At 72.4% G+C, this 26,188-nt stretch carries 26 protein-coding genes; 15 read left to right on the top strand and 11 right to left on the bottom strand.

What is annotated here, in order from left to right; translation table 11 throughout:
• Positions 1-5: 5 nt before the first annotated feature.
• On the bottom strand, positions 6-911 hold the full coding sequence (locus tag AC3CF1_RS22500; RefSeq protein ID WP_488451197.1) for a LysR family transcriptional regulator: 906 nt from the start codon (positions 909-911) through the stop codon (positions 6-8).
• On the opposite strand from AC3CF1_RS22500, the gene AC3CF1_RS22495 reads away from it, so the two are divergent.
• Together AC3CF1_RS22495 and AC3CF1_RS22490 are read left to right on the top strand one after the other, a co-directional pair.
• Entirely contained in the window at positions 859-1,821 is a 963-nt protein-coding gene (locus AC3CF1_RS22495; protein WP_488451196.1) for an NAD(P)-dependent oxidoreductase, read from the top strand. The two genes, AC3CF1_RS22500 and AC3CF1_RS22495, sit on opposite strands and share 53 nt — an antisense overlap.
• Complete coding sequence (locus AC3CF1_RS22490; RefSeq protein WP_488451195.1) at positions 1,818-2,225, top strand: RidA family protein; 408 nt, start codon at positions 1,818-1,820, stop codon at positions 2,223-2,225. Before AC3CF1_RS22495 ends, AC3CF1_RS22490 begins: the two co-directional genes overlap by 4 nt.
• 49 nt (positions 2,226-2,274) lie before the next feature.
• Here the strand turns inward: AC3CF1_RS22490 and AC3CF1_RS22485 are convergent, their stop codons facing one another.
• Complete coding sequence (locus AC3CF1_RS22485) at positions 2,275-3,843, bottom strand: MFS transporter (protein ID WP_488451194.1); 1,569 nt, start codon at positions 3,841-3,843, stop codon at positions 2,275-2,277.
• Positions 3,844-3,947: 104 nt separating this feature from the next.
• Here AC3CF1_RS22485 and AC3CF1_RS22480 point away from each other — a divergent pair, with 104 nt between their 5' ends.
• From AC3CF1_RS22480 to AC3CF1_RS22470, 3 genes are all read left to right on the top strand, one after another.
• Complete coding sequence (locus tag AC3CF1_RS22480) at positions 3,948-4,427, top strand: winged helix-turn-helix transcriptional regulator (RefSeq protein WP_088951318.1); 480 nt, start codon at positions 3,948-3,950, stop codon at positions 4,425-4,427.
• 149 nt (positions 4,428-4,576) lie between these two features.
• A complete protein-coding gene (locus AC3CF1_RS22475) occupies positions 4,577-5,827 on the top strand; it encodes an HNH endonuclease signature motif containing protein (RefSeq protein WP_488451193.1) in 1,251 nt (416 codons plus the stop codon).
• 292 nt (positions 5,828-6,119) lie between these two features.
• Entirely contained in the window at positions 6,120-6,542 is a 423-nt protein-coding gene (locus AC3CF1_RS22470; RefSeq protein WP_488451192.1) for a hypothetical protein, read from the top strand.
• Between the two features lie 56 nt (positions 6,543-6,598).
• Here AC3CF1_RS22470 and AC3CF1_RS22465 read toward each other — a convergent pair whose 3' ends face one another.
• The 5 genes from AC3CF1_RS22465 to AC3CF1_RS22445 are packed head-to-tail and all read right to left on the bottom strand — an operon-like array spanning position 6,599 to position 13,978.
• Entirely contained in the window at positions 6,599-8,812 is a 2,214-nt protein-coding gene (locus AC3CF1_RS22465) for a DUF8189 domain-containing protein (protein ID WP_488451191.1), read from the bottom strand.
• 46 nt (positions 8,813-8,858) lie between these two features.
• The gene (locus tag AC3CF1_RS22460) at positions 8,859-10,946 is read right to left on the bottom strand and encodes an alpha-galactosidase (protein WP_488451190.1); all 2,088 of its coding nucleotides are present in this window, start codon (positions 10,944-10,946) and stop codon (positions 8,859-8,861) included.
• Positions 10,943-11,764, bottom strand: coding sequence for a carbohydrate ABC transporter permease (locus tag AC3CF1_RS22455; protein ID WP_210792445.1), 822 nt, complete (start codon positions 11,762-11,764; stop codon positions 10,943-10,945). Before AC3CF1_RS22455 ends, AC3CF1_RS22460 begins: the two co-directional genes overlap by 4 nt.
• The gene (locus AC3CF1_RS22450) at positions 11,764-12,681 is read right to left on the bottom strand and encodes a carbohydrate ABC transporter permease (RefSeq protein WP_088951313.1); all 918 of its coding nucleotides are present in this window, start codon (positions 12,679-12,681) and stop codon (positions 11,764-11,766) included. The genes AC3CF1_RS22455 and AC3CF1_RS22450 overlap by 1 nt, the downstream gene beginning before the upstream one ends.
• Position 12,682: 1 nt before the next feature.
• Positions 12,683-13,978, bottom strand: coding sequence for an ABC transporter substrate-binding protein (locus tag AC3CF1_RS22445; protein ID WP_488451189.1), 1,296 nt, complete (start codon positions 13,976-13,978; stop codon positions 12,683-12,685).
• A 159-nt stretch (positions 13,979-14,137) separates the two neighbouring features.
• Here AC3CF1_RS22445 and AC3CF1_RS22440 point away from each other — a divergent pair, with 159 nt between their 5' ends.
• From AC3CF1_RS22440 to AC3CF1_RS22405, 8 genes are all read left to right on the top strand, one after another.
• Positions 14,138-14,884, top strand: a complete 747-nt coding sequence (locus tag AC3CF1_RS22440) for an SDR family NAD(P)-dependent oxidoreductase (protein WP_488451188.1) — start codon at positions 14,138-14,140, stop codon at positions 14,882-14,884.
• Between the two features lie 35 nt (positions 14,885-14,919).
• Complete coding sequence (locus AC3CF1_RS22435) at positions 14,920-15,630, top strand: FadR/GntR family transcriptional regulator (RefSeq protein ID WP_088951310.1); 711 nt, start codon at positions 14,920-14,922, stop codon at positions 15,628-15,630.
• Positions 15,627-16,772 carry a galactonate dehydratase gene (gene dgoD, locus AC3CF1_RS22430; RefSeq protein ID WP_488451187.1) on the top strand — a complete coding sequence of 382 codons (1,146 nt, stop codon included), beginning with the start codon at positions 15,627-15,629 and terminating at the stop codon, positions 16,770-16,772. Before AC3CF1_RS22435 ends, dgoD begins: the two co-directional genes overlap by 4 nt.
• Positions 16,766-17,605 carry a hypothetical protein gene (locus AC3CF1_RS22425; RefSeq protein ID WP_355161006.1) on the top strand — a complete coding sequence of 280 codons (840 nt, stop codon included), beginning with the start codon at positions 16,766-16,768 and terminating at the stop codon, positions 17,603-17,605. The genes dgoD and AC3CF1_RS22425 overlap by 7 nt, the downstream gene beginning before the upstream one ends.
• Before the next feature lie 10 nt (positions 17,606-17,615).
• On the top strand, positions 17,616-18,236 hold the full coding sequence (locus AC3CF1_RS22420) for a bifunctional 4-hydroxy-2-oxoglutarate aldolase/2-dehydro-3-deoxy-phosphogluconate aldolase (RefSeq protein ID WP_355161004.1): 621 nt from the start codon (positions 17,616-17,618) through the stop codon (positions 18,234-18,236).
• A complete protein-coding gene (locus AC3CF1_RS22415) occupies positions 18,233-19,174 on the top strand; it encodes a sugar kinase (protein ID WP_355161002.1) in 942 nt (313 codons plus the stop codon). The genes AC3CF1_RS22420 and AC3CF1_RS22415 overlap by 4 nt, the downstream gene beginning before the upstream one ends.
• A 20-nt stretch (positions 19,175-19,194) precedes the next feature.
• The gene (locus tag AC3CF1_RS22410) at positions 19,195-20,076 is read left to right on the top strand and encodes an SMP-30/gluconolactonase/LRE family protein (RefSeq protein ID WP_355161000.1); all 882 of its coding nucleotides are present in this window, start codon (positions 19,195-19,197) and stop codon (positions 20,074-20,076) included.
• A gap of 117 nt (positions 20,077-20,193) precedes the next feature.
• A complete protein-coding gene (locus tag AC3CF1_RS22405) occupies positions 20,194-21,297 on the top strand; it encodes an L-dopachrome tautomerase-related protein (RefSeq protein ID WP_355160999.1) in 1,104 nt (367 codons plus the stop codon).
• 18 nt (positions 21,298-21,315) lie between these two features.
• Here the strand turns inward: AC3CF1_RS22405 and AC3CF1_RS22400 are convergent, their stop codons facing one another.
• Both AC3CF1_RS22400 and AC3CF1_RS22395 read right to left on the bottom strand, forming a co-directional pair.
• Positions 21,316-21,732: a dienelactone hydrolase family protein gene (locus tag AC3CF1_RS22400; protein WP_488452119.1), complete on the bottom strand. Its 417-nt coding sequence runs from the start codon at positions 21,730-21,732 to the stop codon at positions 21,316-21,318.
• A 44-nt stretch (positions 21,733-21,776) separates the two neighbouring features.
• On the bottom strand, positions 21,777-22,067 hold the full coding sequence (locus AC3CF1_RS22395; RefSeq protein ID WP_488451186.1) for a dienelactone hydrolase family protein: 291 nt from the start codon (positions 22,065-22,067) through the stop codon (positions 21,777-21,779).
• 164 nt (positions 22,068-22,231) lie between these two features.
• Between AC3CF1_RS22395 and AC3CF1_RS22390 the strand changes: the two genes are divergently transcribed.
• Positions 22,232-22,564, top strand: a complete 333-nt coding sequence (locus tag AC3CF1_RS22390) for a hypothetical protein (RefSeq protein WP_354982634.1) — start codon at positions 22,232-22,234, stop codon at positions 22,562-22,564.
• Positions 22,565-22,611: 47 nt separating this feature from the next.
• On the top strand, positions 22,612-22,989 hold the full coding sequence (locus AC3CF1_RS22385; protein ID WP_488451185.1) for an SAV_915 family protein: 378 nt from the start codon (positions 22,612-22,614) through the stop codon (positions 22,987-22,989).
• Here the strand turns inward: AC3CF1_RS22385 and AC3CF1_RS22380 are convergent.
• Both AC3CF1_RS22380 and AC3CF1_RS22375 read right to left on the bottom strand, forming a co-directional pair.
• Positions 22,952-23,632: a response regulator gene (locus AC3CF1_RS22380; protein ID WP_088951300.1), complete on the bottom strand. Its 681-nt coding sequence runs from the start codon at positions 23,630-23,632 to the stop codon at positions 22,952-22,954. The genes AC3CF1_RS22385 and AC3CF1_RS22380 overlap by 38 nt on opposite strands.
• On the bottom strand, positions 23,629-26,178 hold the full coding sequence (locus tag AC3CF1_RS22375; protein ID WP_488451184.1) for a sensor histidine kinase: 2,550 nt from the start codon (positions 26,176-26,178) through the stop codon (positions 23,629-23,631). The genes AC3CF1_RS22380 and AC3CF1_RS22375 overlap by 4 nt, the downstream gene beginning before the upstream one ends.
• Positions 26,179-26,188 lie beyond the last annotated feature (10 nt).

Raw genomic sequence — 26,188 nt, 5'->3', positions numbered from 1 at the left:
CCGCGTCACCCGCCCGCTTCACTCAGGCCCGCCGAACGGTCCAGATGGGTGAGGAACCGCCGCACCGCCGGTGGTCGGCTCCGCCCGGCGACGGTCGCGGCGAAGATCCGCCGGACGGAGACGTCGTCGGGGTGCAGGCGGAGCAGGGTCAGGTCGGATGGAGCGGCGCGTACGGCCAGGGCCGGCACCAGCGCGACGCCCAGACCGGCCGCGACACAGCCCAGCTTGCCGGTCCACTCGGCCGCGACGATGTCGATCCGCGGGCGAAAACCCGCCGGTAGGGTCGCCCGCAGCAGGGTCTCCTCGGCGGTCGCCGAGCCGGCGATGAACGACTCGTCGGCCAGGTCGCGCAGGCGGATGGTCCGCCGGTGGGCGAGCCGATGCGTCCGGGGAACGGCCACCAGAAGCGTCTCGTCGACGAGGTGGTGCAGGTCGAACTGGTCGCCGTCGAGCGGCTTGTCCGACGCGGCGCTCACCACGGCGACGTCGGCGTCGCCGTCGACCAGGCGCTCCAACAGCCCCGGCGTGAGCCCTTCGACCAGCGACAGGGCCACCTCGGGATGCTCGGACCTGAAGCTGGCCAGAGCACGTGGCACAAGCGCGGCGACCGCCGTGGGGAACGCGCCGACCCGCAACCGGCCGGCGGACAGGTCGCGCAGCGCCGCCAGGTCCCGCCGGGCGGTGTCCAGCCGATCGAGCACCGCCTCGGCGTGGCCGAGCAGGCAACGGCCCTGCTCGGTCAGGACGACACCGCGCGGCAACCGGTCCAGCAACGGCGACCCGGTCTCGGCTTCCAGCGCGGCGATCTGTCGGGACACCGCCGACTGGGTGTAGCGCAGGCTGCGGGCCGCAGCCGTGATGGAGCCGTGCTCGGCGACGGCACGGAAGACCTGGAGCGCGTTCAGCTGCATCGTGCCATGCTCCCGCAGCATGGCAGCGATGCGTAACAGTCGCTGGTGGCATGACTTCCCGCCCCCTAGCGTTGGCGACATGTTCGAGATCGCCCTCTTGGGTACGGGCACGATGGGCACCGCGATCGGCCGTCGGCTGCTGGCCACCGGCCACCGGCTCACCGTCTGGAATCGCACGTCCGCCCGCACGGCGCCGCTCATCGACGCCGGGGCGCGAGCCGCCGGCAGCCCAGCCGAGGCAGTCCGCGACGCCGACGTGGTGATCACCATGCTCACCGATGCGGTCGCCGTCCGGCACACGTTGGTCGACTCCGGTGCGGCACTGGCGCTGCGGTCGGGCACCCCCGTGATCGAGATGTCCACCATCGGTCCCCGGGCCGTGGCCGAACTGGCCACCCTGCTGCCGGCGGGAGTACCGCTGGTCGACGCTCCGGTCGCCGGCAGTGCCAGGGCTGCCGAGACGGGCCAACTCGTGGTCCTGGCCGGCGGGGAAGAGGCGGTCGTCGAGCGGATCGCCCCGCTGCTGGGGACGTTGGGCACCGTCCGTCGCTGCGGCGGCTCCGGCCGGGGCGCCGCGTTGAAGCTGGTGCTCAACACCGCGCTGATCACCGCTGTCACCGCGGTCGCGGACACGCTCACCGTCGCGGACGCCGTCGGCGTCGACCGACGTACCGCGATCGATGCACTTGGCACCGGACCGCTCGGCGGCGCGGTCGCCCGGGCGACCGCCACGGACGCCGCGTTCGCCGCCGCCCTGGCCGCCAAGGACGCCCGACTCGCCCTCGACGTGCTCGGCGACGCGCCGGTGCCCCTGCTGCGCGCCGCCGCGTCGGCGCTGGCGGCCGCGCGCCATCCGCAGGACGACATCGCCCGTCTCACCGACGCCGCCGCTTCCGAGGAGAATCAGTGAACCTGACCCTGGACAACCCGACGACCGTCGCCGCGCCGTTCGGCGACCGGTTCGCGCACGTCGCCCGCCTCGACCTGCCAGGGGGCGCGCTGCTGATGCTCTCCGGTCAGGTCGGTGTGGACGACGCCGGCGCGGTGGTCGCACCCGGCGACGTGCGGACGCAGTCCGAACGGATCTTCGCGTTGATCGGCGCGCTGCTCGCGGCGCACGGCGCCACCTTCGCCGACGTGCTGCACGTCCGGACGTTCCTGACCGACCTCGGCGACCTGGCCGGCTATGCGGACGTCCGCAACCGCTACTTCGGGCAGACCAGGCCCGCCAGCACCACCGTCGAGGTGAGCCGGCTCTTTCTCGACGGCGCGGTGCTGGAGGTCGAGGTCACCGCGGCCGTGACCACGGGTTGACCGGCATCGGCTGATCTTCGTGGCGATCGGCGCGGTCGGCGCACTGGCCTCAGCGCTGGTGCGGCCGGTCTGAGTGCTGGTGCGGCCGGTTGCGGACGAGGGCGAGGGTGAGCACGGCGGTGACGAGGAAGACGATGCCGTTGATCCGCAACCCCGCCTGGACACCGGAGGTCATGGCTTCGGCGATCGCCGCCCGGACCGGGTCGGGCAGCGGCTGGTCGCCGGTGACACCGGCGGCCACCGCCGCCTGCACGGCGCCACGGGTGGGTTCGGCGACCTGGTGCGCGGCCAACCGGTCCGGCAGGTCGGCCAGCGTCGTGGTGGTGAGCAGCGTGCCCAACAGGGACGTGCCGAGCACGGAGCCGACCTGTCGGGCGGCGTTGACCGCGCCGGAGGCCATCCCGGCCTGCGCGGGCGCGACGCTGGCCAACGCGGCGGCGGTCGCCGGAGCCACCACCAGGCCGCCTGCGGCACCGAACAAGGCGAACAGCGCCCACCGGTGACCGAACGACGCGGTGGGACCCTGGGCCGCCAGGCCGAAGCTCGCCACCGCACCGAGGACCAGGCCGAGGGTGAGCGGCGCTTTGAAGCCGGTACGACGGATCGCCCGCCCGGCGCCGAAGGCGACGACCACGTAGGCGCCGAAGAGCACCAGCATCCGCCAGCCGGTGTCCAGCGGGCTGAGTGCCTGGACACGTTCGTGGAAGAGGACCAGCAGGATCGCCACGCCGGTGAAGCCGAACAGCGACACCGCGGCGACGACCATGACGGCGCTGAACGACGCGGACCGGAACAGCCGTATGTCGAGCATCGGCGCATCGGAACGCAGCTCGACCAGGACGAACGCGACAAGCGCGACAGCCGCGGCGATCCAGGCCACCGTCACCACCGGGCTGGTGTAGCCGTCCTTGCCGCCCTGGATCAGGGCGTAGACGGCCGCGGCGATGGCAACGGTGCCGAGCAGCAGGCCGGGTACGTCGAGTCGGCCTGCGCTCGGCCGGGACTCGGCCACTCCGATGGCGGCGACGACGAGGGTTACCACGCCCAGCACGATCGTCGACAGGTAGACGCTGTGCCACGCGTAGTGCTTCAGCAGGGTGCCGGCGATGAGCGGGCCGATCGCGAGCCCGATGCCGGAGGCGGCCGCCCACGCGGTGATTACCTCGGTGCGGCGGTGCGGGTCGGTGAAGGTCGCGCCGAGGATCGCCAGGCTGTTGGGCAGGATCAGGGCCCCGCCGAGGCCGGCGACCAACTGCCCGACGATCACCCAGGCCACGGTGGGGGCACCGGCCACCACGGCACCGCCAACGATCATGGCGAGGATGCCGGCACCGAACATGCGCCTGCGTCCGTACCGGTTGCCGAGGGTGGCGGCGGACAGCACCGCGCTGGCCACGACCAGGGTGTAGGCGCTGGGAATCCAGATCACGGTGGTCGGGTCGACCCGAAGATCGCGCTGGATGGTCGTCAGGGCGGAGACCGTCGCGGTGATCTGGAGGAACGTGATCATCGCGCCCAGGCACATGGCGATCAGGGTCACCGGGCGGGAACCGCGAACGGACCTGGCGGTGGCCGGTCCGGGTGCGGCTGCGGTCGGGGCCGTGGTGTTGGTGGTCACTGGCGTCCTCGATGCTCGTCGGGCTGACTTGCGTTCGCATAAGCCAGCGACGGCCAAGTGAACCACCTGGCTAGCTTTTACGCAAGTCAGGTACGCTGGACGGCATGGAGGACCTCCGAGAAGATCGCGACTCCTGGTCGAGCGAGAACTGCTCGGTTGCCCGGGCGATGGACATCGTCGGCAGCAGGTCGACGGTCCTGATCATGCGTGAGGCGCTGCTCGGCACGCGCCGCTTCGACGACTTCGTCCGCCGGGTCGGCGTCGGCGAGCCCGCCATGGCCGCCCGACTCAAGGAAATGGTCGCCGCCAACCTGCTCGAACGCATCCCCTACCGCGAGCCGGGTCAGCGCACCCGCCACGAATACCAGCTCACCCGCAAGGGCCACGAACTGCTGCCAGTGATCACCGCGCTGCGCAACTGGGGCGACACCTGGGCCGCCGACGACGCCGGCCCGTCCGTCGTCGCCACCCACCACGACTGCGGCGAGCCGGTCCGCGCGGTGCTCCGCTGCGCAGCGGGCCACGAGGTGGAGGACGGCGACATCGACATCGCCGCCGGCCCGGGCCTGATCCGGCGCAGCTGACGACCGACGCCGGATCAGGCCCGGGCCTGATCCGGCGCAGCTGACGGCTGGGGCGCCGACGACCGAGGCCCTGCCGGGCCAGCGGCGTGCCACCACCCAATCGATCTTGGTCACTGAAGGTTGTCGTACACCTGTTCTAGTCTCTGGTCATGGTCGAGGAGTTGGCGCAGGCAGACGACGCGGTCGCTGCCTGCGTTGACGACGCCGCCTGGGCCCTCACCGACGACGAGCTGGTCGCGGCGCTCGATGCCGCACACCGCCTGGAGCAGCGTCTCGCCGCCGTGAAGCTGGCGTTGGTGCGCGAGGTGGACGGTCGGGGCACTGCGGTCGCGCAGGGCGCGTCCAGCACCGCGGTCTGGTTGCGCGAGCGACTGCGGTTGACCGTTCCCGCGGCCCGTCGGTTGGTCGATCTCGCGGCGTGCGTCGACGCGGCCCCGACGGCCGTGCGGGGCGCGCTGGCGGCCGGCGCGGTCAGCATGGAGCAGGTGCGGGTCATCGCCGACACCGTGAGCACTGTGCAGTCGGCCGCTGGGCCAGAGGTGGCCGACAAGGCCGTCGCTGTGCTGGTCGACTGGGCCGGGCAGTTCGACCCCACCCTGCTGCGCAAGCTCAGCACCCGCATCCTCGACCACGTCGCCCCCGACATCGCCGACGCCGCCGCCCGCGCCGCACTCGACGCCGACGCCCGCCGAACGAGCCGCGATCGCCACGTCACGATGTCGACGCTGACCGACGGCCGACTCCGACTCACCGGCATCCTCGACAGCGAAACCGCCGGCCTGCTGCGCGCCGCGATCGATCCACTGACCGCCCCGTCCGGCCCCGACGACCAGCGCTGCGCCGGGCAACGCCGCCATGACGCCCTCGCTGACCTCTGCCGGCTCAGCCTGCGCACAAGGGAGCTACCCGAACACGGCGGCGACCCCGCCCAGATCGTCGTCACCACCAGCTACGACGCCCTCGCGGGGCAACTCGGCGCCGGCACCCTCGACACCGGCCTGCACCTCACCCCGGAAACAGTGCGCCGACTCGCCTGCGACGCCGCGATCCTCCCGGCCGTCCTCAACAGCACCGGCCAACCACTCGACCTCGGCCGACAACGCCGCCTCATCACCGGCCCACTACGCCGCGCCCTCGTGCTCCGCGACCGCGGCTGCGCCTTCCCCGGCTGCGACCGACCACCCCGCTGGTGCGACGCCCACCACATCCACCACTGGGCCGACGGCGGCCCCACCAACCTCAACAACGCCGTCCTACTCTGCGGCCACCACCACCGACACCTCCACCACAACGACTGGACAGTCCGACTCGGCGACGACGGCCAACCGGAGTTCATACCGCCGGCCTGGCTCGACCCCGACCAACTCCCCCGCCGCAACCACTACCACCGGCGGACATAGACACGACCGGCCGGCGCTGAGCGCACTGTCGCCGTGCAGCCGGATCCAGGCAGTCCCAAGCGAATGCTCCCGCCCACCACGGCCGGGACCCTGGTTGACCCCGCGCTGTCGACAGCAGCGCGACGGCGCAGGCCGGCGCAGGGCGTGAGCCCGACCCGCTGCGGTCCACATTCCCGCACACGGAGAACTCGGCCACCAGGCCACCAGGCCACCAGGCCACCAGGCCACCAGGCCACCAGGCCACCAGGCCACCAGGCCACCAGGCCACCAGGCCACCAGCGTGAGGGTCAGGGTGTCGCGGACCGACGACAAGGGCATCGAGCAGGAAGGGCCCGGGTCGGTACTCGTCCAGGTCGATCAGCCGCATCCGCCCGGCGGAGAAGTCGTACAGGAAGCAGCCGTCGTAGAGGTCGACCGCGACCAGGCCGGCGGCGCTGACGGCGAGATGGGCGTCGAGGATCGCGTCGAGGGCCTCCTCGACCTGCGGCGGCGGCAGTTGCTGGAACCGGGTGAGCCCGCTGCGGTCGGCGCCGTGCACTGTCGCGTGGTTCAACAGGTCGCCGTCGTACCAGGGGTAGACGAGCGTTGGCCCGGCCGGTCCGTGAACTGTCCGCACTGGACGGACGATCGCCGGGTGGTGGACTGCGGCGTGCACCGCGCAGGCCCGGTCGAGGGAAGCTCTGCCCTCGGCCGTGATGGCCGTCTTGCCGCCTGAGCCGACCGGGATGGTGCAGGGTGGCGGGCCGCCCAACGACGGCCCGCCACCGTGGATCAGAGGACGACCTGGTGCACCCGGTTGTCCACGCCACGTACGGCCAGCCAGGCGCTGCCGTTGGCACCGGCTGTGGCACCGGGCGCGCCCCGGAACGCGTCGGTCGCGAACTCACCGCGCCGGAACCAGCCACCCCAGGCGCCGCCGGCCAGGTTGCGCTGCCAGAGCCGGTTGTCGGCGGCCAACGAGAACAGGTAGACCCGCCCGGACGTGGCGAGCAACGTCGGGCTGCCACTGGTGGTGCCGCCCAGGTTGGTCCAGGCGGACCAGGTGGTGCCGGTCCGGCTGCTCCACCACACCTCGTCGGTACGGCTGCGGACCGCCACGTGCAGCACACCAGCGTCGTCGACGACAGCGCTCGGCCGACCGTGGAACGGCCGGTTCTCCGGAGCCCCGACACCGGTCCAGCCGGCGTTCGGCGTACGCGACCAGAGCTTGCCGTCGGCACCGCGGGCGACCAGCGTCCACTGGGTCGGGCTGGTCCACGCCACAGTGGGCGCGTCGGTCAACGTGCCGCCGAGGCTGCGCCACGGGCCCCAGCTGCCGGCCACGTAACTGCGCTGCCAGGCCGCGTTGTCGGTGCCCCGGACGAAGACGTCGATCCGCCCGTCGGCGGAGCCGTACGCGGCTGGCTGGCCGAGGATCCGGCCGCCGACCGGGCCGCCGAGCGAAGTCCAGCGCGTGCCCCACGTCGTACCGGTGCGGGTGTTGACGGCCAGCGCACCGGAGGTGTCGCGGACGAAGGCGGCGGCGTGCGTGTCGTCCACCCGGACCAGCGCCGGGCTGGCGCTGGCGGTGCCGCCGAGGTTGGCGCCGGCGACCTGGTCGGTGCCGGTCAGACCGAGCATGGCCACGCCGTGCGCCGGCACCTCGACGGTGTACGAGCCGGTGAACGGCTGGACTCCGGCGGAGCCGGGCTGGGCGTCCACGTCAGCGCGGGACCACAGGTCACGGACGCGCACCGGCCCGCCGAGCGCGACGTCGGCGAAATTCACAGTGATCTGCTGGGCGGTGTCATGCCGGTTGAGCAGCGCGACGGCCCGCTTGCCGGAACCGGTGAGCACCTTGCTCCAGACCTGCGCGTCGGTGCCGGTGTCGGCGACCTTGACGCCCTGTCGGACCAGCGGGTCCTGGTCCACCGCGATGATCTCCGGGTTGGTCAACGCCGAGATCATCTCCGCCGGCAGGCCACGCGGGTCGGAGCCGATCACCAGCGGTGCGGCCATGATGGCCCACATGCCGAGCTGCGTCTTGGACTCGTCCAGGCTCAACTCGTACCCGCCGTCGGGCAGCGGGCGCATCGGCAGCAGGTAGTCCGGGTCGTTGTAGTGCCCCGGCCCGGTGGCCGCAGGGTGGTACGCGTTGACGTCCATGTTGCGCAGCACCCACGGGTACGCCCACTGCGGGCTCGGGTCGGTCAGGCCCACGTCGGTGTACGTCCGCCAGGAGTCGGCGATGGTGGGCGCGTACGTGTAGCTCCAGGTGGAGAGCTGTTCCGGGGTGTACGGGCCGCCACCCCAGTCGGAGCTGACCGGGTTGCAGATGTTGAGCAGCATCGGCCGCGGCGACTGGCGTACCGCCTCGGCCAGCTCACGGAAGGTGGCCTCCGGGTCGAGGCCGGCGGCCCGGCCGCAGAGCCAGTCGGCCTTGAGCGCGTCGAAGCCCCAGCCGGCGAACTGGGCTACGTCGGCCTGGTAGTGGCCGTTGCTGCCGAGCCCGCACTGCCCCGGCAGGTACGGGCCGGCGTCGGTGTAGATGCCGGCCTTCATCCCCTTGCTGTGGATGTACGCGGCCAGCGCTGCCATTCCGCCGGGGAAGCGGGCGGGGTCAGCGACGAGCTGACCGGCCTCGTTGCGCGGGGTGGGCGCGGCCCAGTTGCCGTCGATCCAGACGTAGGTGTAGCCGGCGTCGCGCAGGCCACTGTGGACCATGTGGTCGGTGACGGACCTGACCTCGGCCTCGGTGGGATCGCCACCGAGGCCGAAGTAGGTGTTCCAGCCCTGGTAGGGCGTCGGGGCGAGGCCGCTGTTGAAGAACGTCGGGGCCCCCTGGTCCTCCGCGCCGGTGGCGGCCGGGGCGTGGCCGGGCCGACCGGGCCCGTGACCGACCTGGGGTGGGTCGGTGTGCGGTGGGCCGGCCAGTGCCGGCGTCGGGCTGACCAGGCCCAGGCCGAGCACGGCCAGGGCAGCGGTCAGCTGTCGGTTCAGGCGCATGGAGGTACTCCTGTCCCTCGGGGGTGGGGGTGGTGGTGCTCCGATCTCAGTCGCGGGTCAGCACGATGAGGTCGGCGTCGTGGGTCGGGCTCCACTGCACGGGCAGGCCGACCGCGGCGAGGTGACTGCCGGAGTAGTGGCGGTCACCGTGTCGGTAGCGGGCCGCCGGGTCGAGGCCGCGCAGCGGCAGCCGTACCGGGCGCGACGGCAGCAGGCCGGCGCCGTCGAGCCGGCCGGTGTGCCAGGCCAGGACGACCACCCGGCGCTCGTCGGGTGCCGTGTACTGCACCGCGCAGCGGGCCTGGTCGGGCCCGCCGATCAGGTGCACCTCGCCGTGCGTGACGACGTCCCGGATCTGCTTGTACCGGGCGATCCAGCCGGCCGCCTCGGCCCGTTCCTCGGGAGTCCAGGCCCGGATGTCCGCGCCGATGCCGAGCACACCGGCCATCGCCAGGACGAACCGGAACGCAAGCGTTCGCGGTCGGGTGTCGAACAGGCCGGGCGCGTCGGTGACCCAGGAGCTGAGCAGGTGCGGGGCGCTGGCGTGCAGGAAGCCGTACTGGATGGCCAGCCGGTCGAGTGGGCCGGTGTTGTCGCTGGGCCAGAACACGTCGGCGCGGGCGGCCATCGCCAGGTCGGTCCGCGCCCCGCCGCCGGCACAGGCCTCGATCAGCACACCGGGGTGGTCCCGGCGCAGCCGCTCGTAGATCCGGTGCAGGTTGGCGACGTGCGCGCCGTCCAGGTCGAGCGGACCGACACCGCCCGGCCGGCCCGGCTCGGTACGCGGCCGGTTGAAGTCCCACTTCAGGTAGTCGATGTCGTACCGGCGCAGCAGATCGTCCGCAGTGGAGTGGACGAACTCGGCGACCTCCGGCCGGCCCAGGTCGAGCAGGTACTGGTTGCGTACGGGGGTGAGCGGCCGACCGTCGACGGAGTAGACCCATTCCGGGTGCTCGGCGTAGAGGGTCGACCTCGGGTTGACGCACTCCGGCTCGACCCAGAGCCCGAAGTTCAGCCCGAGCGCGCGGACGTCGGCGATGAACGCGTCGAACCCGGCGGGGAACTTCGCCGGGTCGGGCGTCCAGTCACCCAGTCCGGCGGTGTCGTCGTCGCGGCCGACGAACCAGCCGTCGTCCACCACGAACGTCTCGACGCCCAGGTCGGCGGCGATCCGGGCGAGCGCGAGCTGGCTCTCCGCCTCGACGGCGAAGTAGGTGGCCTCCCACGAGTTGTAGAGCACCGGACGTGGGGTGAGCCGGTCGGCGGCGAGCAACCGCTGGTGGGTGTGCCAGACCCGGGCCAGCCCGTCCAGGCCGTCCGGGCTGTACGCCCCGGTGACCACCGGCAGGGCCAGCACCTCGCCGGGGGCCAGCGCCAGCGGGCCGTCGACCAGCTGTCGGCCGGCCCGGACCCGGGTCAGCCCGCCGGTGTCCCGCTCGGCGCTGATCTCCCACGAACCGGTCCAGGCCAATGCCATCCCCCACGCCGGACCGGCCGGCTCGGCGGTGTCCCGCACGGCCAGCCAGGGCACGTGCAGATGCCCGGGTACGCCCTGGGAGCTGCCGATGCTGAAGGTGCCGTGGCCCAGCTCGACGTGGGAGAGCTGGAACTCCTGCGCCCACTGCCCCCACTGGTGGCTGAGCAGCGCGCCGTGCGGCGTCGGTACGCAGAAACCGCCCGACCCGGCCCGGACCACCCGCAGCGGGGCGGAGCCGTCGTTGGTCAGCTCGACCCATCGCTGCACCACATCGGTGCCGGCGGGCACCCGGTAGTGCATCGTTGCGCGCAGCCCGGTCACCGCGTCGGCGAAGTCGACGTCCAGCTCCCGCTGGTCGGCGCCGACCCGGGCACCGGTGTGCGTGAAGCCCACCCGGCGCTGCCCGGTCACGGTCTCCACCACCAGGTCCGCGCCGGTGAACGGCCGGTCGGCGTCGGTGGCGTACTCGATGGGGGCGGCGTCCCCGGCGGTGAGGAACGGCACCGGGCCGTCGTAGGCGACCGGCGACGGCCCGTCGGAGACGCCGTGCGGCCCCCACGCGACCAGTTCCACCCAGCGGCCGTGCGCCGGCACGGTCACTGTGTACTCGGTGTGCGTGCCGCGCAGCGTCCAACGCTGCCCGGGCGCGGCGGTCACTTGACCGCTCCGAGCGCCAGGCCGGAGACGAAGTGCCGCTGGAAGCGCAGGAAGACCGCGACGGTGGGGACGGCCGCGATGACGGTGCCGGCGGCGATCACGTTCCAGGACGAGACGAACTGCCCCTGGAGGGCCAGCAGCGCCGGGGTGACCGGCATGTTGTCGTCGGTACGCAGCACGGTGATCGCCCAGAGCAGGTCGTTGAAGATCCAGGTGAAGGACAGCGCCCCGAGAGCGGCGAGCGCCGGCCGGGTCAGTGGCAGCATCACCCTGGTGAAGATCTGCGCCGTGCCGGCGCCGTCGATGGTGGCCGCCTCCTGGATCTCGCCCGGCAGATCCCGCATGAAGCCGTGCAGGACGAAGGTGTAGAAGCCGAGCCCGAAGCCGACCTGCACCGCGATCAGCGCCCAGAGCGTGTCGTACAGGCCGGTCAGCTCGCTGAACTTCGCCACCGGGATGAGCAGGATCTGCGGTGGCAGCAGGTTGCCGGCGAGCATCAGCAGCAGGATGGTGCGTCGGCCGGGGATCCGGAAGCGGCTCAGCGCGAACGCGGCCATCGCCGCGAGGGCGAGACTCAACGCCACCGACGGGACGGCGACCAGCATGCTGTTGATCAGGGCGCGCAGCTCGCCGCCGTCGGTCCACGCCTGTCGGTAGGTGTCCAGCGTGAACGACCGGGGCAGGCTGCCCACGCCGTGTGCGGCGATGTCGTCGAACGACCGGGTGGACATCACCACGACCCAGAGCACCGGGCCCAGCCAGAGCAGCGAGAGCAGGATCATGCCGGTGTGGAAGGCCCCGGTACGGAGCTTGTTCATCACGCTTCCTCCCGGAACGCGCGGACCAGGTAGCCGAGGATGACGGCCAGCGCGAGCACGAAGATCACGACGGCGATCGCGGAGGCGTAACCCAGCCGCAGGCTCTGGAACGCGGTCGAGTACATGTAGGTGCTGAGCAGCTCCGACGAGTGGTACGGCCCACCCTTGGTCAGCGACCAGACGATGTCGAACGAGCGCAGCGAGTCGATCACGATGACCGACAGCACGACGGCGTTGACCCCCTTGAGCTGGGGGATCGTGACGTGCCGCAGCCGCTGCCAGGCGTTGGCGCCGTCCATCCGGGCGGCCTCGTGCAGCGCCGGGTCGATCGCCTTCAGCCCGGCCAGAAACAGCACCATCACGTAGCCGATCTGCCGCCACAGGGCGGGCAGGATCACCGCGTACAGGGCGGTCTGCGGGTCGGCGAGCCAGGGCCGGATCAGGTGCTCCAGGCCGACGGCCCGCAGCAACGTGTCGGCGATGCCGTCGGGCTGGTAGAAGACCCGCCAGACCAGCGCGGTCACCACCAGTGAGAACACCACAGGGGTGAACAGCGCGGCCCGGTAGAAGCCGACCCAGCGCCGCTCCTTCTGCAGGACCAGCGCCATGCCGAAGCCACCCAGCACGGAGAGACCGCCGAAGAGCACCAGCCAGATCACCGTGTTGACCAGCGCGCCTCGGAAGGTGGCGTCACCGGCCAGCTCGACGTAGTTGTCCGTGCCGACGAAGGTCGGCGACGACATACCGTCCCAGCGGGTGAGGGAGAACCAGAAGCCCTGCAGCGCCGGCCAGAAGACCCAGATGCTCTCGACCGCGAACGGCACGAGGACGAACGCCACCAGCAGCGGCGACAGTCGAGCCGACCGTCGTCGCCGCCGGGTGGGGGTGACCGAGGTCGTGGAGATCGTTGCTGTCACGTCAGCCCTTGAAGACCTTCTCGGCGCCGGCCTGCCAATCCCGCAGGATCGCGTCGATCTGGTCCGGCTTGTCGATGAACTTGGTCAGCGCGGTGTCCGCAGTCGGCTGTAGTGCGTCACTGGAGTCGCGGTTGAAGAACTGGGTCAGCTCCTTGGCCTCGTCGAGCATCGCCTTGCCCTTGACCACCAGCGGCGAGTCGGACGCCTTGGCCCTGGGGTTGGCCGGCAGGACGATGCCGGAGCTGGCCTTGACGTACGCCTCCTGGGCCTCGACCCCGGAGAGGTAGCTGAGCAGGGCTCTGGTGCCGGTCGGGTTGGCGGTCTTCGCGCTGGCGAAGAAGCCGTCCGTCGGGGCCTCCTCGGCCAGCGGCACCGCCGGGTCGATGATCGGGAACCGGAAGAAGTCCAGGTCACCGAGGGCGTCCTTCGGTGCCGCGTCGGCGAAGAACGTGCCGATCAGGAACATGCCGGTCTTGCCGGCCAGCAGCGCGGTGGTCGCCTCCTGGAACGGGTACGCCTTGCCCTTGGGGTCGAAGTAGGGCAGGGCCTCGCGCCAGCGGGTGAAGACCGCCTTGACCTTGGGGTCGTCGAAGCGCTGCTTGCCGGCGAGCAACTCGCGGTGGAACGGCGCGCCGTTGATCCGGATGTTGAGGTAGTCGAACCAGGCCGAGGCCACCCACGGGGTGTCGCCGAGGCCGATGCCGATCGGCGGGATGCCCTTGCTCTTCAGCGTCTCGCACAGCGCCAGGAAGTCGGTCCAGGTCTTCGGCTCCTGCACGCCCCACTTGGCGAAGTTGGACTTGCGGTAGAAGAAGCCCCACCAGTAGTTGTTCATCGGCACGAAGATCTGCTTGCCGCTGGCATCGGTGGAGAGGGTGCGCAGCGACTGGGGGTAGTCGCCCAGCGACTTCCAGACGTCGGAGACGTCCAGCAGCAGGTTCTTGCTGGCGTAGTCGTTGGCGACCGAGCCCGCGTACCAGGTGTAGAGGTCCGGCGGGTTCGCCGAGGTCAGATACGTCGGCAGCTGGGTCCGGAAGGTCTCCGAGGCGATCGTGTTGAGGCTCGCCGTGCCCTTGCCCTGCGCGTTGAAATTCTCGATCAGCTTCTCCATCGCGGCCTTGGCCTGCGGCGAGGAGAGGTTGGACTGGATGGTGACCGCGCCCGAGCCGTTGCTCGTCGTCGGCCCGCTGGCGGAGCTGGCGCACGCGCTGAGGAACGAGCTGGCGCCGAGCGCGCCCATGCCGGCGAGCCCAAGGTGACCAAGGAATCGCCGGCGACCGGGGTCGAAGTCGCTCACGGAGGTATCCCTTCCTCTACGACACGCAGCGTCACTGCGCAGTGTGTCGTCCATGTGAATGCTGTGACGAGAAGGTTGCATCGGCCGTCGCCGGCTGTCAAGATATCTTCGTAATTAATGATTAGATGAGATCAAGGTGAGGGTCAGGTGGATCAGCCTATGCGTCGGCTCGAAGGCAAGAACGCGCTGGTCACTGGCGCTATGGGCGGGATCGGTGCGGCCATCGCCCGGCGGCTCGCCGCCGAAGGTGCGGCCCTCGCGCTGCTCGACGTCCAGGATCCGACCCCGCTGGCCGACGAGCTGACCGCCGCCGGTCACCGAGCACTGTCCGTAATGGGCAGTGTCAGCGAGGAGAGCGACTGGACGGCTGCGGTGTCGGCGGCACGAGCGAGCCTCGGCCCGATCGACATCCTCGTCAGCACCGCGTACACCGTGCAGGTCGCTCCGGCGCACGAGACCAGCCGGCAGTCCTGGGACGACCAGCTCGGCGTCAGCCTCACCGGCTCGTTCCTCGGCGTCCGCGCCTGCCTGGACGACCTGCGGGCCCGCTCGGGCGCGGTGGTGCTTATCTCCTCGGTGCACGCGTTGGTCGGGCTGCCCGGCCGACCCGCGTACGCCGCGGCCAAGGGCGGCTTGGTCGCGCTCGGCCGCCAACTCGCCGTGGAGTACGGCCCACAGGTGCGGGTCAACACCGTGCTGCCCGGGCCCATCCTCACCGGCGCCTGGGCCGACGTGTCCGAAGAGGACCGGCAGCGTAGCGTCGCCGAAACCGTGGCGAAGCGCTTCGGCACGCCCGACGAGGTGGCCTCGACAGTCGCCTTCCTCGCCTCACCGGACGCCGCCTACGTCACCGGCGCGAGCCTCGTGGTGGACGGTGGCTGGACAGCGGTGAAAGCCTCGGCCTGAGAGATCGATACCGACCAGCGAAAAGGCCAGGAGCATTGGCACAGTACGCACGCCGCGGCGTCCACGGGCAGACCGTCGAAGCGATCGCCCGTCGCATCCTCACCGGCGAGATCGCCGTCGGCGCGACCCTGAACATCGTCGCGTTGCAGGAGGAGTTCGGCGTCAGCCTGACCGCGCTACGCGAGGCGCTCAAGGTCCTCTCCGCGAAGGGCATCGTCGACGCCCGGCAGAAGCGCGGCACCTTCGTGCGGCCCCGCGCGGACTGGAACCTGCTCGACGGTGACGTGATCCGCTGGCAGTTCGCCGAGGGCCCCGACGAGCGCCTGCTCGAAAAGCTGCACGAGGTACGCGCCATCATCGAGCCCGCCGCCGCGCGACTGGCCGCCACCCGTGCGACCGAGGACGACCTGGCCGCCCTCGACCAGGCACTCGCCGAGATGACCGACGCCATCGGTGATCCCGCCGCCGCCATCGCCGCCGACCTCGCCTTCCACCGCGCACTGCTCGCCGCCACCCACAACGAGCTGTTGGAGCGGATGGAGGTGGTGATGGAGACCGGGCTCGCCGAACGGGACCGGCTGGTGCACGGCGGTGACGCGCACGACGACCCGGTGCCCAGCCACCGTGCGGTCGTCGACGGGCTGCGCGAGCGGGACGAGACGGCGGCCGAGACCGCCATGCGTGAGTTGCTGGACAAGGCCGTCCGCGACGTCGAGAAGGCACGGGGACGAAGGGGCAGTCAGTGAAGATCGAGCGGATCGAGACCTTCCTGGTCGCGCCACGGTGGCTGTTCTGCCGGGTGGAGACCGACGACGGGTTGGTCGGGTGGGGCGAACCGGTGGTGGAGGGGCGCGCCGAAGTGGTGCGCAGCGCCGTCGAGGTGCTCGCCGAACACCTGATCGGCGCCGATCCACTGCGCATCGAACAGCACTGGCAGGTGCTCACCAAGGGCGGCTTCTACCGGGGCGGCCCGATCCTCTCCAGCGCCGTCGCCGGCCTCGACCAGGCACTCTGGGACATCGCCGGGCAGGCGTACGGCGCGCCGGTGCACGCGCTGCTCGGCGGGCCCGTGCGCGACCGGGTGCGGATCTACTCGTGGATCGGCGGGGACGAGCCGGACGAGGTGGCCGACGCCGCCGCCGCGCAGGTCGCCGCCGGTCTCACCGGCGTCAAGATGAACGCCTGCGGGCGACTCTCCCCCATCCCCACCTCCGCCGAGGTGGACGCGATCGTCGGTCGGGTCGCCGCAGCCCGCGAGGTGCTCGGCCCCGACCGGGACATCGCGCTGGACTTCCACGGCCGGGCCGGGATGGCCGCCGTACGCCGGATCCTGCCCGAGCTGGTCTCCCTGCGCCCGTTCTTCGTGGAGGAGCCGGTCCTGCCCGACCAGGCCCACCACCTGCGCGACATCGTCACCAGCACACCGATCCCGGTGGCCACCGGTGAGCGGCTCTACGGCCGGTCCGAGTTCCTCGGCCCGTTGCAGGCCGGAGTCGCCGTGGTCCAGCCGGACCTGTCGCACGCGGGTGGGATCTCCGAGGTCCGCCGGATCGCCGCGCTGGCCGAGACGTACGGCGCGCTACTCGCCCCACACTGCCCGCTCGGCCCGATCTCCCTGGCGGCGAGCCTCCAGGTGGCCTTCGCGACGCCGAACTTCCTGATCCAGGAGCAGAGCATCGGCATCCACTACAACGCCGGCTCGGAGTTGCTGGACTACCTGATCGACCCGGAGCCGTTCCGGTTCGTGGACGGGCACATCGCCCGCTTCGACCGGCCCGGCCTGGGCATCACTGTGGACGAGGCGGCGGTCCGCAAGGCCGCGCAGACCCCGCACACCTGGCGTAACCCGGTCTGGCAGCACGCCGACGGGTCGTTCGCGGAATGGTGACCGGCGCGACGCCGGTACCGCTGCGGGTGGCGTACGACGCGGCGCACGGCGGCAGGTGGACCAGCCTGCACGGCGGCGGTCGGGAGTGGCTGTGGCGCGGCCCGGAGCCCGGCCGCCACGAGGTACGCCCCGACGACGCGTTCGTCGACGCCGGCGGCCTGGAGGAGTGCCTGCCCACAGTGCGCGGTCGACCCGACCACGGCGAGGTGTGGTCGCGGCCGTGGCGCAGCGCCGGCCCCGACACGCTGGTGATCCAGCGGCCGACGTTCACGGTGAGCCGCCGGATCACCGACGAAGGCGGCGTGGTGGTGGCCGACTACCGACTGTCCGCCGACCCCGGTCACCGGTTCGTCTGGGCGGCGCACGCCCTGCTCGACCTGTCCCCCGCGGCCCGCCTCGACGCACCCGCCGGCACGCCGACCCGGCTGCATCCGGAGGCCGCCGCGTTCCTGCCGTCGGGCACCTGGCCCACGAACGCCCCGTGGCTCACCGGGGCGTGGCCGGCCCCCGCTGGGCTGACGCTGGACACCTTCGGCCCGGATGACGGGACAGCGCTCGGCGCGGTGCTGCTCGACTGCCCCCGGGTCCAGGTGATCGACGGCCCCGACCGGCTGACCCTGGAGCTGCAGTGCGCTGACCAGCCCCGCAGCACCGCGCTCTGGCGCAACCTGGGCGGCTGGCCGGCCAACGGCCCCTACCGCAGCGTCGGGGTCGAACCGATGCTCGGCGCCGCCTTCGACCTGGCCGACGCCGGTCCGTCCGACGCGGCGGTGGTTCCCGCCGCCGGTGAGGTCGCCTGGCGACTCACCATCTCCGCCCACCGCACCCCCTGAGGACACTGCGATGAACCTGCTCGACGAGTTGCGTACCCACCGGCTGCTGGCGATCGTGCGCGGCCCCGACCCGGCGGCGGCGCTGACCGCCGTGCTCACGCTGGCCGAGACCGGCGTCGCCCTGGTCGAGGTCTCGCTCACCAGCGCCGACGCGCTCGACGTCATCCGACGCGCCCGGGCCGCCCTCGGGCCTGACTACGCCCTGGGCGCGGGCACCGTGCTCAGCGCCGAGGACGCCCGCGCGGCGGCCGACGCGGGCGCCGCCTTCCTGGTCACCCCGGCGATCTCCACCAGCCTCGCCGAAGGTGGCCGGCTCGGGTTGCCGGTGCTCGCCGGCGCGCTCACCCCCACCGAGGTGGTGCAGGCCAGCAGCGGTGGGGCCGCCGCGATCAAGCTCTTCCCGGCCTCCCTGGGTGGGCCCGACTACCTCGGCGCGCTGCGTGACCCGTTCCCCGGCACCGCGTTCGTACCGGTCGGTGGGGTCGACGCGGACGGCGCGCGACAGTACCTGGACCGGGGCGCGGTCGCGGTCGGCGTCGGCTCCCCGCTGCTCGGTGACGCCGTTCGCGGTGGCGACCCGGCGGCGCTGCACGAGCGCGCCGCGACCTTCCTCGCGGCGGTCCGGCGATGACCGACCTGCTCACGCTCGGCGAGACGATGGCGGCCTTCCGCACCACCGGGCCGCTGCGCCTGGGCGGCACCGCCGGGATCTCCGTCGCCGGTTCCGAGTCGACGGTGGCGATCGGGTTGGCACGGCTCGGCCACCAGGCCGCCTGGATCGGGGTCACCGGCGCCGACGAGCCCGGCGAACTGGTCCGCCGTACGCTGCGCGCCGAGGGTGTCGACCTGCGCTGGTCCCGGGTCGACCCGACCGCTCCGACCGGCCTGATCCTCTTCGAGAACCGGGTCGCCGACATCAACCGGGTCACCTACCACCGCGCTGGCTCCGCCGGCTCTCGGCTGGGCCCGGTCGACGTGACCCGCGCCTTCGACGCGCCCGGGCCTCCACCCCGGCTGCTGCACGTCACCGGCATCACCTGCGCGCTCGGCGTCGAGCCGTACCAGGCCGTGGTGGAGGCCGTCCGGCGCGCCCGCGTCGCCGGCAGCACGATCTGCCTGGACGTCAACCACCGCAACCGGCTCTGGTCGGTCGCGGAGGCCGCCGCCGCGCTGCGCCCGCTGCTGCCCTCGATCGATCTGGTGGTCGCCTCCGACGACGAGCTGGCCGTGCTGACCGGCGCCTCCGACCCGGTCCCGGCGCTGCTCTCGGCCGGCGTCACCGAGGTCGTGGTCAAGCACGGCGCCGGCGGAGCGACCAGCCACAGCGCGACCGACGTGGTGCACCGTCCAGCCCGGACGGTGCCGGTGGTGGATACCGTCGGCGCGGGCGACGCCTTCGTGGCCGGCTTGCTCTCCGGCTGGCTCGATGGAGCCGACGTCCCGGGCCGGCTGGACCGGGCCGTCACCACCGGGGCGTTTGCAGTGGCCACCCGGGGCGACTGGGAGGGCCTGCCCGACCGGGCCGAGCTGGCGCTGCTCGACCATGGCCCCGGCGGTACCGTCCGCTGACGATCCTTTGGAGGAGCACCATGGAGCTGACCGAGCCGACCATCTGGAGCACCGACCGGTTGGAGCTTGGCGAGGGGCTGCGCTGGGTCGACGACCGGCTGGTCCTGGTCGACCTGCTGGCCGGGCGACTGCTGGAGACCGACGGCGACGGCCCGACCCCGCTGCGGGAGCTGCGCCGCCTGGATGTCCCGCTCGGCGCGGTCGCCCCGGTGACCGGCCGATCCGGCGACTGGCTGGCCGCCGCCGGGACCGGCATCACAGTGCTCACCACCGCCGGCGACCCCCGACCGGTCGCCGACCTGGTCGGTGACGCACCCGAGCCGACCCGGATGAACGACGCGGTCGCCGACCCGCACGGCCGCTTCTGGGCCGGCAGCATGACGTACGCCGCGGTGCCCGGTGGAGGCACGCTGTTCCGCCTCACCCCGGGCGCCGAGCCGGTGCCCGCGGTGACCGGACTGACCATCCCGAACGGGCCGGCCTTCGACGCCGCCGGCACCACCATGTACCTGGCCGACACGCCGCTTGGCGCCATCGACCGGTTCACTGTCGACCCGGAGTCCGGGGCCCTGCACGGGCGGGAGCCGTTCCTGCGGATCTCCTCCGCCGACGGTGGCCCGGACGGCATGACGGTGGACGCGGCCGGCCATCTCTGGATCGCGCTGTGGGGCGGTTCCGCGGTACGCCGCTACCGTCCCGACGGCACCCTCGACCGGGAGATCCGGCTACCAGCGAAGCAGCCGGCCGGCATCTGCCTGGGCGGCCCCGACCTGCGCCGACTCTTCGTCGGCACCGCCCGTGTGGGGCTGGACACCGCCGGCCCGGCGGACGGCGCGCTGCTCGCGGTGGACGTCGAGGTCCCCGGCCTGCCCGCCGCGGGCGCCACCGCGCCCCCGAGCTGACCGCAGGCACAGCTGGCCGCAGGCATATCGGACGCCGGGGCGGGAATAGTCCCGCCGAAGCGGGACAACGGGCCGACTGGCAGAGGGCGGGACGATGAGCACCATGGGGCGGGAGTCATGAACGGGCCGGTCGGCGACGAGCCGGTCGGCGAGTTGGAGCTGGTGCACACCTTCACCGGCCCCATGCCGACCGGCGTGAGCGTCTCGCACCAGGGCCGGATCTTCGTCAACTTCCCCAAGTGGGGCGACGAGGTGCCGGCCACCGTCGTCGAGCTGCGCGACGGCCAGGAGATGCCCTACCCCGACCAGCAGCGGAACGACCCGTCCGGCGACGACGACGCGGGCGCGTTCGTGTCGGTGCAGAGCATCGTGGTCGACCCGGCCGACCGGCTCTGGGTGCTGGACACCGGCAGCCCGATGTTCCAGCCCACGAAACCGGGCGGCCCGAAGCTGGTCCGCGTCGACCTGGACACCGACACGGTGGCCCAGGTGATCACCTTTCCGGCGGACGTGGCGCTGCCGACGACGTACCTCAACGACGTCCGCTTCGACCTGCGGCGGGGCGAGGCTGGGATCGCGTACATCACCGACTCGGCGGACTCCGGCCCGAACGGGATCATCGTGGTGGACCTGGCCAGCGGTGCGTCCTGGCGGCGGCTGCACGACCACCCGTCCACCAAGGCGGAGCCGCTGACGTCGTTTCGCCCGGTGGTCGAGGGCCGACCGTTCCTCGAACGCCCGGCGGACGGCCCACCGAAGCCGGTGAGCATGGGCTCCGACGGCATCGCCATCTCCGCCGACGGCACCCGGCTCTACTACTGCCCGTTGGCATCCCGGCGCCTGCACAGCGTGTCCACCGAGGCGCTGGCCGACCCGGGCGTCACCCAGGAGGCGGTCGCGGAGACAGTCGTCGACGAGGGCGACCGGGGCACCGCCTCGGACGGGTTGGAGAGCGACGACGCGGGGCGGCTCTACCTGACCTCGTACGAGCACAACGCGGTGCTGCGTCGACTGCCCGACGGCGAGTACGAGACGCTGGTCCACGATCCGCGGCTGCTCTGGCCGGACACCATGTCGGTGGCCACCGACGGGTACCTCTACGTCACCGCCAACCAACTGCACCGCCAGCCGCAGTACCAGCGGGGCCAGGACCTCCGGCGCAAGCCGTACGCGCTGTTTCGCACCCGCATCGACGCCGGCCCGGTGCTGCTGCGCCGCTGATCCGGGCCGGCGGGCTCGTCAGCTCGCAGGCAGGGTGCGGTCCAGGAGGTCGAACAGGGCGGCCCAGTGACGCTCGGTGGCCTTCTCGTCGTACATCGGGGTGTCGGCCATGGTGAAGCCGTGGTGGGCGCCCTCGTACACCTCGGAGCGGTAGCGCACGCCGGCGGCGTCGAGCGCCTGCTCCAGCGTGGCGATCTGCTCGGGCGTCATCGACTGGTCGGCGTCGGCGTGCCCGAAGTACACCTCGCCGGTGATCGAGCCGACGCCCCGGTGCGGGCTGTCCGGCGCGTCGGTGACGAGGTGCCCGCCGTGGAAGCTGGCGACGGCCGCGATGCGGTCGGGGTGCGCCTCGACGGCCCGCAGCGCGTTGGTGCCGCCCAGGCAGTAGCCGGTGATCGCGACCGGGCCCGGCCGGACGTCGTCGCGGGCGGCCAGGAAGTCGAGGTACGCGGCGGTGTCCCGGCTGATCGCCTCGGGGGTCAGCGCCTGGGCCAGCGGCGCGATCTTCGCGAAGAGCGCACCGCGCTGGTCGGCCTCACCGAGCCGGAAAGGTCGAACATCGGTGCCCGGCCGCCCCGGTAGAACAGGTGGGGCGTCAGCACCAGGTAGCCGCGCTCGGCGATCCGCTCCGCCATCTCCACCAGGCGCGGACGCGGCCCGAAGGCATCCATGAAGAGCAGTACCGCCGGGAACGGGCCGTCCCCGTCGGGCCGGATGAGGGACGCGTCCGCCACTCCGTCACTGGTCGGGATGTCCACCGTCGTCTGCACAGGAGCCTCCTCGTACGCCGATCTTGGTCCGTCCGGAACGCTACTCCCCGTGTCTGTGAGGCGGCCTGGCAGCCGCGTGAACGCGGCGTCAAGAATTGGCGGTGACCCGTCGAAAGCGCGTATCGACGGGCGCTCCACCGCCGTCCGGTGGTGACGATGGGTCCATGACGACCAGCACGGAAGAGCCGGTACGGCGGCACGAGGCGCTGGTCAGCGTCCGGCTCGGCCCGTCCGCGCCCGGCAGTCACCTGGTGGAGTACCTGCGGCACGAGCCCTGCGCCGTCGACGCGTGGTGGATCGCCGCCGACGTCGACGCCGTGGTGCGGCTCTCCGCCGACAGCATGACGGTGCTGCACCGCGCCGTGGCCGACCTGCGCCGCCGCGCCGGGGTGGAGGTCGCCGTGGCCAACTACATCCTCCGCGCGCTCGACCTGACCACGCCCGCCGACCCGCGTACCGGGAAGGACGCCCCGGCGTGGTCGGTGTCCGCCGCATGAGCCGCCCCGCCGACGACCGCTTCCCTTCGGAAAGGACCAACCCGACCATGGACGAGGCCCCGATAATTTACGCCGTTCCGGTGCGCGATCTGCCGGGGCGGCTGGTGCGGACGGTGCGGACCGGCCGTTCGCCACAGGGGCAACGGGTGGGCATCGCCTTCACCCGACCCGAGCTGCTGGCTACCGCGATGGGCGTCGACCAGCAGTGGGAGGAGCTGTGCGAGTCCGCGCTGCGCGGCATGCTGCGCCCGCTCGGCATCGAGGTGATCCAGGTCGACCCGCTGCTGGTGGCGCCGCCGCTGGATCCGAAGACCGTCGCCCGTCCGATCGGTGTCCGGGTGGTCACCCCGCCGGCGTACGCGATGTCCACAGGCGGGTGTCAAGGAGTCAGGGGCGGTAGCGGTAGCCCATTCCCGGCTCGGTGATGAGGTGGCGGGGGCGGGCCGGGTCGTCCTCCAGCTTGCGCCGCAGCTGGGCCAGGTACTGCCGCAGGTAGTTGGTCTCGTTCTGGTATTCCGGCCCCCACACGTCCTGGAGGAGCTGACGCTGACTGACCAGCTTGCCGGGGTGACGCAGCAGCTTCTCCAGCACGCTCCACTGGATCGGGGTCAACTTGACCTCGGTGCCGTCGTCGCGCCGCACGCTGTGGTCGGCCAGGTCGACGGTGTGCTGGCCGATCCGCAACGCCGGCACCGCCTCGCTGGGCCCGCCGAGGCGACGGGTGACGGCACGGATACGGGCCAGCAACTCCTCCACCCCGAACGGCTTCGTGACGTAGTCGTCGGCGCCCGCGTCGAGCGCTGCCACCTTGTCCTCGCTGCCGGCCCGGCCGGAGAGCACGATGATCGGCACAGCGGTCCATCCGCGCAGGCCGCGGATCACCTCCACCCCGTCGATGTCGGGCAGACCGAGATCCAGCACCACCAGGTCGGGCGGGTGGCTGGCGGCGGCCTTCAACGCGGCGGCGCCGGTCGCGGCGACGTCCACGTCGTACCGGCGGGCCCGCAGGTTGATCCGCAGGGCGCGCAGGATCTGCGGTTCGTCGTCGACGACCAGGATGCGCGTCATTCCTGCAACCCCTCCGAGCTGGTCGGCGCGGCGGGCAACCGCAGCACCATGGTGAGCCCACCGCCGGGCGTGGTCTCCGGGGTGATGCTGCCACCCATCGCCTCGGCCAACCCCCGGGACAGGGCAAGCCCGAGACCGACACCGGTCTGGTTGTCCCGGTCGCCGAGGCGTTGGAACGGCAGGAAGACGTGCTCCCACTGGTCCTCCGGGATGCCCGGGCCCCGGTCGATCACCCGCAGCTCCACCTGCCCGGCGTGCGCGCTGGCGGTGATCGTGGGCGGCTGGTCCGGCGGGCTGTAGCGCAGCGCGTTGGCGACGATATTGACGAGCACGCGTTCCAGCAGGCCCGGGTCGGCGGTGGCGGCCGGCAGGTCGGCCGGGATGTCCGTGCCGACAGTCGCGGCCGCCGGGCCAAGTTCGTCCAACGCCAGGGGTACGGCGTCCTCCAGGCCGATCGCCGTGGCCGTGATGCCGAGGACACCGGCCTGGAGCCGGCTCATGTCCAGCAGGTTGCCGACCAGCCGGGCGAGCCGGTCCAGCGACTCCTCGGCGGTCTCCAGCAACTCCTCACGGTCGGACTCGTCGAACTCGATGTCGTGGCTGCGCAGGCTGGTCACCGCCGCCTTCGCCGACGCCAGCGGCGTACGCAGGTCGTGGCTGACCGCGGCGAGCAGCGCGGTGCGCATCCGGTCCGCGGCGGCCAGCGGCCGGGCGGTGGCGGCCTCCTCGGCGAGCCGCTCCTGCCGCAGCGCGACGGCGGCCTGGGCGGCGAACGCCTCGACGATGCGCCGGTCGGCGGCCTCCAACCGTCGGCCACAGAGCACGACGGTGATCCGGTCGTCGACCGGTACCGTCGTCTCACCGCCTTCGGGTGTGCAGGGCGGGCTCTCGCCGACGCTGGCCACGACACACCAGGCGTGCTCCTCGCGGGCCCGTTCGGGGCGCCCACTGGCGTCCTCGGCCAGCTCCAGGACGCTCACGGCGCGCAGCCCGAAGGTCTCCCGGAGCTGTTCCAGCAGGGCGGGAAGTGGGCGTTCGCCGCGCAGCACGCCACCGGCGAGGGCGGCGAGGGTCTGCGCGTCGGCGGCGGCGCGGGCGGCCTCCCGGGTGCGTCGGGCGGCCACGTCGACGACCCAGCTCACCGCCAGCGCCACGGCGACGAAGACGGCCAGGGCGAGCAGGTTGTCGGCCTCGGCGATGGTCAACGTGCGGTAGGGCGGTGTGAAGAACCAGTTGAGCAGCAGCGAGCCGCCGAGCGCGGCGACCAGGGCCGGCCACACCCCACCGACCAGCGCGACACCGACGACTCCGGCGAGGAACAGCAGGATGTCGTTGGTCAGCGTCAGGTCGGGCAGTGTCCTCAGCAGCAGGGTGAGCAGCGGCATCCCCAGCGCGGCCAGACCGAAGCCCAGCAGCCGGCGACGCCGGGACAGCGCCGCCGGCACGGCCATGGCTCGACGGCCCTTGCCGGCCTGCTTGTGGGTGACCAGGTGCACGTCGATCGACCCGGACAGCGCTGTGGTGGTCACCCCGACGCCCCGGGCGAAGATCTGCGCGAGGCGACCCCGGCGGCTGGCGCCGAGCACCAGCTGGGTGGCGTTCACGCCCTGGGCGAAGTCCAGCAGCGCGGCCGGCACGTCGGTGCCGAGCACCTGGTGGTACGTGCCGCCCAGACTCTCCACGAGCACCCGCTGACGGGCCAGTTGGGCCGGGTCGGCGCCGGCCAGGCCGTCACTGCGGGCCACGTGCACGGCGAGCAGGTCGGCGCCCTTGCTGCGGGCCGCGACCCGGGCCGCGCGCCGGATCAGCGTCTCGCCCTCCGGGCCACCGGTCAGTGCCACCACGACCCGTTCCCGGGCCTCCCAGGTGGCGGCAATGCCCTGCTGGCTGCGGTAGCGGTCGAGCTGCTCGTCGACCTTGTCGGCCAGCCAGATCAGCGCCAGTTCGCGCAGCGCGGTGAGGTTGCCGACCCGGAAGTAGTTGCCCAGCGCGGCGTCGATCTTGTCGGGTCGGTAGATGTTGCCGTGCGCCATCCGCCGGCGCAGCGCCTCGGGGGTCATGTCGACCAGCTCGACCTGTTCGGCGGCGCGGACGATCTCGTCCGGCACGGTCTCCCGCTGGGTGGTGCCGGTGATCTGGGCGACGACGTCGTTGACCGACTCCAGGTGCTGCACGTTGACCGTGGACAGCACGTCGATCCCCGCGTCGAGCAGCTCCTGGATGTCCTGCCAGCGCTTGTCGTGCCGGGAACCGGGCACGTTGGTGTGCGCCAACTCGTCGACCACAGCGATCTCCGGCCGGCGGGCCAGCACCGCGTCGAGGTCCATCTCGGTGAACTCGACGCCCCGGTACTCCATCGTGCGGCGGGGCACCTGCTCCAGGTCGGCGAGCATCGCGGCGGTGTGCTGGCGACCGTGGGTCTCCACGAAGCCGATCACCACGTCGGTGCCGCGTGCGGCCCGCCGCTGGGCCTCCTCCAACATGGCGTACGTCTTACCGACGCCGGGGGCGGCCCCGAGATAGATGCGCAGTTCTCCGCGTGGCACGGGGACCATC

Source organism: Micromonospora sp. MGP-C2, assembly GCF_057766525.1.
This window is presented reverse-complemented; position numbering and strand designations above follow the sequence as displayed.